The organism is Frankia sp. CcCS3 (genome assembly GCF_977927575.1).
Genome location: NZ_CDWRCL010000226.1, coordinates 1 through 6,709 on the forward strand (window position 1 = coordinate 1; position 6,709 = coordinate 6,709).

Consider the following 6,709-nt stretch of genomic DNA (forward strand, 5'->3'; position numbering starts at 1 on the left):
AGCCCCGGGACGTACTTCCCAAACAGGCCCTAGCGACACCTGGAGGTCTTCGACCTGTCGTTTGACGCCGTACAGGGTGTCGCCGGGCAGCGCGTCTCCCGAGCTGACCGCGAGGGCCGCCGTGGTGACGGCGGCGGTGAGTGCTCCGGCCAGCAGTGGTCGAGCGGCCCGGGCCATCCTGCCCCGGCCGGAGACACCGGAGGCGGAGACACCGGAGGCACCGGTCCGGCGTACCCACCGCGCGTCGACCGGGTCGTTTCCCGGCAGTTCATGATCGACGCTCTCGGGAGACGCGCGTGTGGGACGGATTCTCGTGGGACGGGCCTCGGTCTCGTGGCTCCTCACGGAGGTGCCGGGGAAACCGGCGGCGGGGGAACGGACGGGATCGCACGCCGGGGAGCCGGTGACGGTGGCGAACAGCTGTCCGCGCAGGGCGGCGCGCCGTGCCGGATGCAGCCGCGGCGACGGCAGGTCCCGGAGGGCCGCCACCGTGTCGATCAGCCGCACGTCGGTCTCGTCGTGCGAGGGGCGCTGTCCGTCCAGCAGGTCGGCGACCCGCTCAGCCCCCCGCCCACCGCCGGCCATGCCCCGCCACCACGACCCCCGCCACCACTGAGACGTCGGCCGCCGCGAGCCGGCGGGCCACCGGCCACGACCACGCGCTGCCTTCACGCCGTCGTCCCCCCGGGGAACCGGTCGCGGATCTCTCGCCCGCCGCACGATTCGTCGCACAATGTGATCAACCTGGTGGGGGATGGCGGCTCAGTCGAGGGGGTCCCACGTTGTGTTGACGTGCACGGTACTTCCTTTTTCGATTTTGGCCCCGGCCTGGGCGGACTGCGACGTCACCCGGTCGCCCGGCCCGCCGATCCAGCCGATACGGTCGATCTTCAACCCCCGGCGCCGCAGGATGTTCTCGGCTTCCCGGTAGCTCTTCCCGACCACGTTCGGCACGGGGACCTGGATCCCGCTGCCGTCGCCCCCGGAACCGTCGTCGTCGTCGAACCTGCCGGCCTCGGCCACGGTGAGGGTGACGGTGCCGCCGGGTGAGATCGGCTGCCCCACGTCGGGAGAGACCCCGAAGACCTGACCGGGCTGCACGGCGTCGTTCACGGCACCGATACGCTGCACCACGAGGCCGATGTTCAGGCCGACGAGCTCGGCCCTGGCCTCCTCGAACGACTTGCCGATGATGTCGGCCGGCACCGGCTTCGCCGCGGGGCCCGTCGAAGTGATCACGACGACCTTAGTCCTTCGGCTTGAGTGCGGTGCCGGCCCCGGGGTTCGTACCGATCACATGGCCCGCCGGCACCGTGTCACTGGACTGTGGGCTCAGGCCGCCGAGGGTCAGGTTCACTTCGGCCAGCCGGGCCTTGGCCTGGGCCTCGGTGAGGTTCGCCAGGTCCGGCACGCGCACCGTCGCGGGCCCGGAGCTCAGCCGCAGGGTGATGAGCGCGCCCTTGTTGACCTTCGACCCGTCCTGGGGATCCTGCTGGGAGACGTGGCCGACCGGCACCGTGGCGCTGGTGACCGGGTCGAGGTAGGTGAACTGGAAGCCGGCGTCGCGCAGCATCTTCTCGGCGTCGGATCTGCTCAGGTTTGTCAGCAGCGGGACCTCGGTCCCTCCGCCGGACAGGGAACGGAACGCGAGGATCCCGAGCAGCAGGACCAGGACGGCCACGCCACCGACGACGACCGGGATGAGCCCCCGGGAGCGTGGCGATGCGGCGGCTCGTCGCTGCCCGCGCCCGCCACCACCCCCCGAGATAGGCCGTGGCGGTCGGGGAGGGCGGGGAGGCGGATCGATAGAGCGCGCCGGTGCCTGGCTGGCCCGGCCCGGCACCGGCGAACGCGCGCTCCGCGGCGGCCCCCGCCCCGGCGCCCTGGGAGTCGTCGTAGTCCTCGGCCTGGAATGGCTGGGTGTACCCGGGATCCCGAGCCCCTGGAGGCCGCTCGGCCAACCCGATCCGTTCGATCTCGCCGGTGAACCCGCTCGGGTAGGCGTCCTGCGGGGGCAGGAACGGCTCGATGCGCCGCAGCTCCGCCAGCAGCGCCGCACCATCGGCCGGCCGGCGCGCCGGGTCGCGGGCGGTGGCCCGGAGAACAAGACCGTCCAGCTCGGCGGGAATGCCCTCGATCATGGTGGACGGCGCCGGCACGTCGCCGTGGACGGACTGGTAGGCCACCGACATCGGGGTGGCGCCGCTGTGCGGGAGCTGCCCGGTCAGGGATTCGAAGAGCACCACACCGGCGGCGTAGACGTCGCTGCGGGTGTCGGCGACGCCGTGGGTGACCTGCTCAGGGGCGAGGTACCCGACAGTGCCCATCACCACTCCGCCGGTGAGTGCCTGGGTGGGCTGGCTCACCGGACGGGCGAGGCCGAAGTCCGCGACCTTCACTTGGCCGTCGTCACCGAGCAGGATGTTCTCGGGCTTGATGTCGCGGTGGATGATGCCGGCGGCATGCGCGGCGCCGAGGGCTTCGATCACGGGCTCGATGATCTCGATGGCCTCGGCGACCGGGAGCCGGCCCTGGGCACCCAGGTGCTGGCGCAGCGACCGGCCGCGCACCAGCTCCATCACCAGGTAGTTGACCAGGCCGGCGGGGATGTGGTCGGAGCCCTGGTCGAGGACGGAGACGACGCGCGGGGTGTTGAGCCGCGCCACGGCCTTGGCCTCGCGATGGAAACGGGTGACGAACTCCGGGTCGTGATTGAGAGTGGGATGCATGACCTTGAGGGCAACGAGCCGGTCCAGCCGGTTGTCGTGCGCGACGTACACCGTCGCCATCCCGCCGACGGCGAGCCGTTCCTGCGCCGTGTAGCGGCCGTCGAGAAGCCGACCTATGACGGGGTCGGCCACGGTGGCATCCACGAGGGAGAGTTTACGATCGTTGCCGAAGGATGCCGCTACCGGAGCCCCGCGAGGTTAACCCGGATACGCCGTTCGAGCGAGAAGTACCTCGTCGCGCAGCATGGTGTCTACCGGATGAAACCCGGATGCCCACATTGAATCGGCTCCCGAGGTCGAGATGATCGTCGACGGGCGCAGATCGGCGTCGCGGCGGGACACCCGAAGCCGCGGCCAGGGAGCAGCGGTTACACTGTCGATTGCTCCGGGGAGCCCGCGGACGTGGGCTGAGAGGCCGGCCAGTATCCCGTCGGCGACCCGTATACCCGATCGCGGTCATGCGCGCGTGGGGAGGATGAAAGATCGTGCCGCAGCACCCACTACGTCCTGCCGGCTCCCGTCCCGGTGATTCTCCTCCCGATGGTTCCTGTCTCGGCGGCCTCGCCGGTGAAGGTGCCTCCTCCGGTGGCGACGCCGACGCCGACGCCGACGGCGGGGGTGGGGGCGGTGGTGAGGCCGGGCACGGTGCCGCGGGGGCGGACGATCTCGTCATCGCCGGGCGGTCCTACGGCAGCCGGCTGCTGATCGGCACCGGGAAGTTCGCGAGTCACCAGGTGATGCGGGACAGCCTCGTCGCCTCCGGTGCCACTATCGTCACCGTGGCGCTGCGCCGGGTCGACATCGGCCGGATCGGTGACGGCGACATTCTCGACTTCATCCCGCGGTCGATGACCCTGCTGCCCAACACCTCGGGAGCGGTGGACGCGGCCGAGGCGCTGCGGCTGGCCCGCTTCGGGCGGGCGGCGACGGGCACCGGTCTGGTCAAGCTGGAGGTCACCCCGGATCCGCGCACCCTGGCGCCGGATCCGGTGGAGACCCTGCGCGCCGCCGAGCTCATGGTGGCTGACGGCTTCACGGTTCTGCCCTATTGTTCGGCCGATCCGGTGCTGGCCCGCCGGCTGGAGGAGGTCGGCTGCGCCACCGTGATGCCGCTGGGCAGCTGGATCGGCTCGAACCGCGGGCTGCGCACCCGGGACGCGATCGAGGCAATCGTGGCGAGCGCCGGGGTGCCGGTGGTGGTGGACGCCGGGCTCGGGGTGCCCTCGGACGCGGCCGAGGCGATGGAGATCGGCGCGGCCGCGGTGCTGGTCAACACCGCCATCGCGGTGGCCGCCGATCCGGCGCGCATGGCGCGGGCCTTCGCGCTCGCCACCGCCGCCGGCCGGCTGGGTTTCCTGGCCGGCCGAGGGGCCGCCGGCCCGGCCACGGTGGCGTCCGCCTCCTCCCCGCTCACCGGGTTCCTCGGCGCCCACCCGTCACCCGCGTCGCCCGCGCCCTCGGCGTCCCCGGTACCCGTGCCGGCGGCGGTGGTGGGCGAGGCGTCCAGGTGAGCGCCCCGCCAGGGGAGTTCGCGCGCGAACTTGCCGGTCACGACCTGGCCGGGCTGTCCGCGATGTCGCGGCGGGCCACGTCCGCCGAGGTGGGCACGGTGCTGCGGCGGGTTCGGCCCGGATCCGGCGGGTCAGCCACTCCCCGGATCGGTCTCGCGGAGCTGGCGATCCTGCTCTCACCCGCGGCCACCGCCCGGTTGGAGGAGCTGGCGATTGCCGCCCGGGAGGCGACCCTGCTCCGGTTCGGTCGGGCGGTCCGGCTGTTCGCCCCGATGTACGTGTCGAACGCCTGCCTGTCGTCCTGCACCTACTGCGGCTTCGCCAAGGGCCTGCCGGTGGTGCGCCGCACGCTGGGTATCGAGGAGGTGGTAGTGGAGGGACGCCTGCTGGCCGACCGGGGGTTCCGTCATCTGCTGCTCGTCTCCGGCGAGCATCGCGTCGAGGTGTCGGCCGACTACCTCGTCGCGGTGGTCGAGCGGCTGCGGCCGATGTTCCCTTCGATCAGCATCGAGACCCAGACCTGGTCGGACGACACCTATGCCCGGCTGGTGCGTGCCGGGTTGGAGGGAGTCGTCCATTACCAGGAGACCTACGACCGGGCCCGCTACGCCGAGGTGCATGTCGCCGGCTGGAAGCGTGACTACGACCGGCGGCTGTCCTCGTTCGAACGGGCCGCGCGGGCCGGGGCGCGCCGGCTCGGGATCGGCGCGCTGCTCGGGCTCGCCCCGGACTGGCGCGCTGACGTGCTCGCGCTGGCCGCGCACGCATCCTTTCTCTCCCGTCGCTACTGGCGGACCGAGGTCTCGATCGCGCTGCCGCGCATCAAGCCGAGTGCCAGCGGGTTCCCGCCGGTCGTCGTCGTCGGCGACGCGGAGTTCGTCCAGGCGTACGCGGCCCTGCGCCTGTTCGAGCCGGACCTGGCGCTGTCGCTGTCGACCCGGGAGCCGGCGGTGCTGCGCGACGGGCTCGTCCGCATCGCCGTGACCACCATGAGCGCCGGTTCCTCCACCGAACCCGGCGGCTACACCACGCCCGGCACGGCCCAGGAACAGTTCTCGATCTCCGACGAGCGTTCGCCGGCACAGATCGCCGCGATGCTCGCCGAAACCGGGTACGAGCCGGTGTGGAAGGACGCCTTTCCGCTCGTCGACCCGGTGCGGTGACGGCGGCCCGGCGTCGCGGGTCATCGATAGTCTGCTCGAATGCAGCGAATAGTCGTCGTGGGCGCGGGAATGGCGGGGGGCCGGGCCGCCGCCGAGGTGCGCGCACGTGGTTTCGCGGGAGAGGTGATCCTGCTCGGGGCGGAGCCGCACCGGCCCTACGATCGTCCGCCCCTGTCCAAGGCCGTGCTCTCCGGCCGTATCGACGACACGACGTTGCCCTTCGACCTCGACGGGGTCGAGGTGTGCCTCGGGCGGCGGGCGACCGGCCTGCGACCGGGCACCGTGGAGACCGACACGGGGCCGCTGGACTACGACGGCCTGGTGCTGGCGACGGGAGCTGAGCCGGTAACCCTGCCGGGCGACGGCCCGCAGCGGGTCCTGCGTTCCATTGACGACGCCCGGCGCCTGCGTGACGCTCTGCGCCCCGGCGTCCGGCTCGTCATCGTCGGTGCCGGCTGGATCGGCGCGGAGGTCGCCACGGCGGCGGCAGCGATCGGTGCCGAGGTCACCGTCGTGGAGGCGGCCGCCTCGCCGCTGTTCGCCGCGCTCGGCGCGCAGGTGGGCCGGTGCACGATCGCGTGGTACGCCCGGGCCGGGGTCACCCTGCGCCTGGCTACGGCCGTGGAGCGGGTCACCCCCGACGGGCTGGTGCTGGCCGGCGGTGAGGAGCTGATCGCGGACGAGGTCGTCGTCGGCGTCGGGGTGCGGCCCGGTATCGCCTGGCTCCCCGGTTCCGGGCTCGCCCTCGACCGGGGAGTTGTGGTCGACGAGCATCTCGCCGCCCAGTGGGCCCATGGTGCCGACGATGCCGACGGCGACCCGCCGCCGGTGGTCGCGGTCGGTGACTGTGCCGCCTGGTGGTCGCGTCGCTACGGGCGGCGGCTGCGGGCCGAGCACTGGGACTGCGCCCAGCAGTCGCCCGCGGTCGCGGTCACCACGCTGCTCGGTGGGGAGGCCGTCTACGACCCGGTGCCCTACTTCTGGTCGGAACAGTTCGGCCGCATGGTGCAGTTCGCGGGACTGCCCTCGGCGGAGGCCGACCTGGTGTTCCGGGGCGATCCGGGCGTCGTCGTGCCGCCCGGCGGCGGGCGTCCGCCCGGCTGGTCGGCCGGGTGGTTCGCCCGGGACGGCCGTCTCGAAGCGCTGGTCACCGTGGGGCGCCCGATGGACATGGTCGCCGGTCGCCGGTTGATGGCGGCCGACGGTATCCCGGATCGGGAGCGTTTCGCCGATATCTCCGTGTCGATGAAGGAACTGGTCGCGGCAAGTCGATGACGCCCGGTGACGGCCCGGTGTTCCCGGTGTT

6 protein-coding genes, 1 pseudogene and 1 riboswitch are annotated in these 6,709 nt (G+C 72.6%); of the genes and pseudogenes, 3 read left to right on the top strand and 4 right to left on the bottom strand.

Annotation, left to right across the window (positions count from 1 at the left end; genetic code table 11):
• The 4 genes and pseudogenes from AC08OQ_RS16425 to AC08OQ_RS16440 all read right to left on the bottom strand — a co-directional run.
• The coding region (locus tag AC08OQ_RS16425) for a hypothetical protein (protein WP_476612175.1) at positions 1 to 585 on the bottom strand (585 nt) is incomplete at its 3' end.
• A 177-nt stretch (positions 586 to 762) separates the two neighbouring features.
• Positions 763 to 1,239 (bottom strand): PASTA domain-containing protein, encoded by a 477-nt coding sequence (locus tag AC08OQ_RS16430; RefSeq protein WP_476601814.1) that lies wholly within the window; start codon positions 1,237 to 1,239, stop codon positions 763 to 765.
• Between the two features lie 7 nt (positions 1,240 to 1,246).
• A complete protein-coding gene (locus AC08OQ_RS16435; RefSeq protein WP_476601815.1) occupies positions 1,247 to 1,681 on the bottom strand; it encodes a PASTA domain-containing protein in 435 nt (144 codons plus the stop codon).
• A 442-nt stretch (positions 1,682 to 2,123) separates the two neighbouring features.
• A pseudogene (locus tag AC08OQ_RS16440) lies at positions 2,124 to 2,789 on the bottom strand (protein kinase domain-containing protein); the annotation flags it as partial.
• 316 nt (positions 2,790 to 3,105) lie between these two features.
• Positions 3,106 to 3,219, top strand: a riboswitch (TPP riboswitch).
• Between AC08OQ_RS16440 and AC08OQ_RS16445 the strand changes: the two are divergent.
• The 3 genes from AC08OQ_RS16445 to AC08OQ_RS16455 all read left to right on the top strand — a co-directional run bounded on the left by AC08OQ_RS16445 (position 3,215) and on the right by AC08OQ_RS16455 (position 6,678).
• Complete coding sequence (locus AC08OQ_RS16445) at positions 3,215 to 4,240, top strand: thiazole synthase (RefSeq protein WP_476601816.1); 1,026 nt, start codon at positions 3,215 to 3,217, stop codon at positions 4,238 to 4,240. (Overlaps the previous riboswitch by 5 nt.)
• The gene (gene thiH / locus AC08OQ_RS16450; RefSeq protein WP_476601817.1) at positions 4,237 to 5,403 is read left to right on the top strand and encodes a 2-iminoacetate synthase ThiH; all 1,167 of its coding nucleotides are present in this window, start codon (positions 4,237 to 4,239) and stop codon (positions 5,401 to 5,403) included. The genes AC08OQ_RS16445 and thiH overlap by 4 nt, the downstream gene beginning before the upstream one ends.
• A 39-nt stretch (positions 5,404 to 5,442) precedes the next feature.
• The gene (locus tag AC08OQ_RS16455) at positions 5,443 to 6,678 is read left to right on the top strand and encodes an NAD(P)/FAD-dependent oxidoreductase (protein WP_476601818.1); all 1,236 of its coding nucleotides are present in this window, start codon (positions 5,443 to 5,445) and stop codon (positions 6,676 to 6,678) included.
• The last annotated feature ends 31 nt before the right edge of the window (positions 6,679 to 6,709 follow it).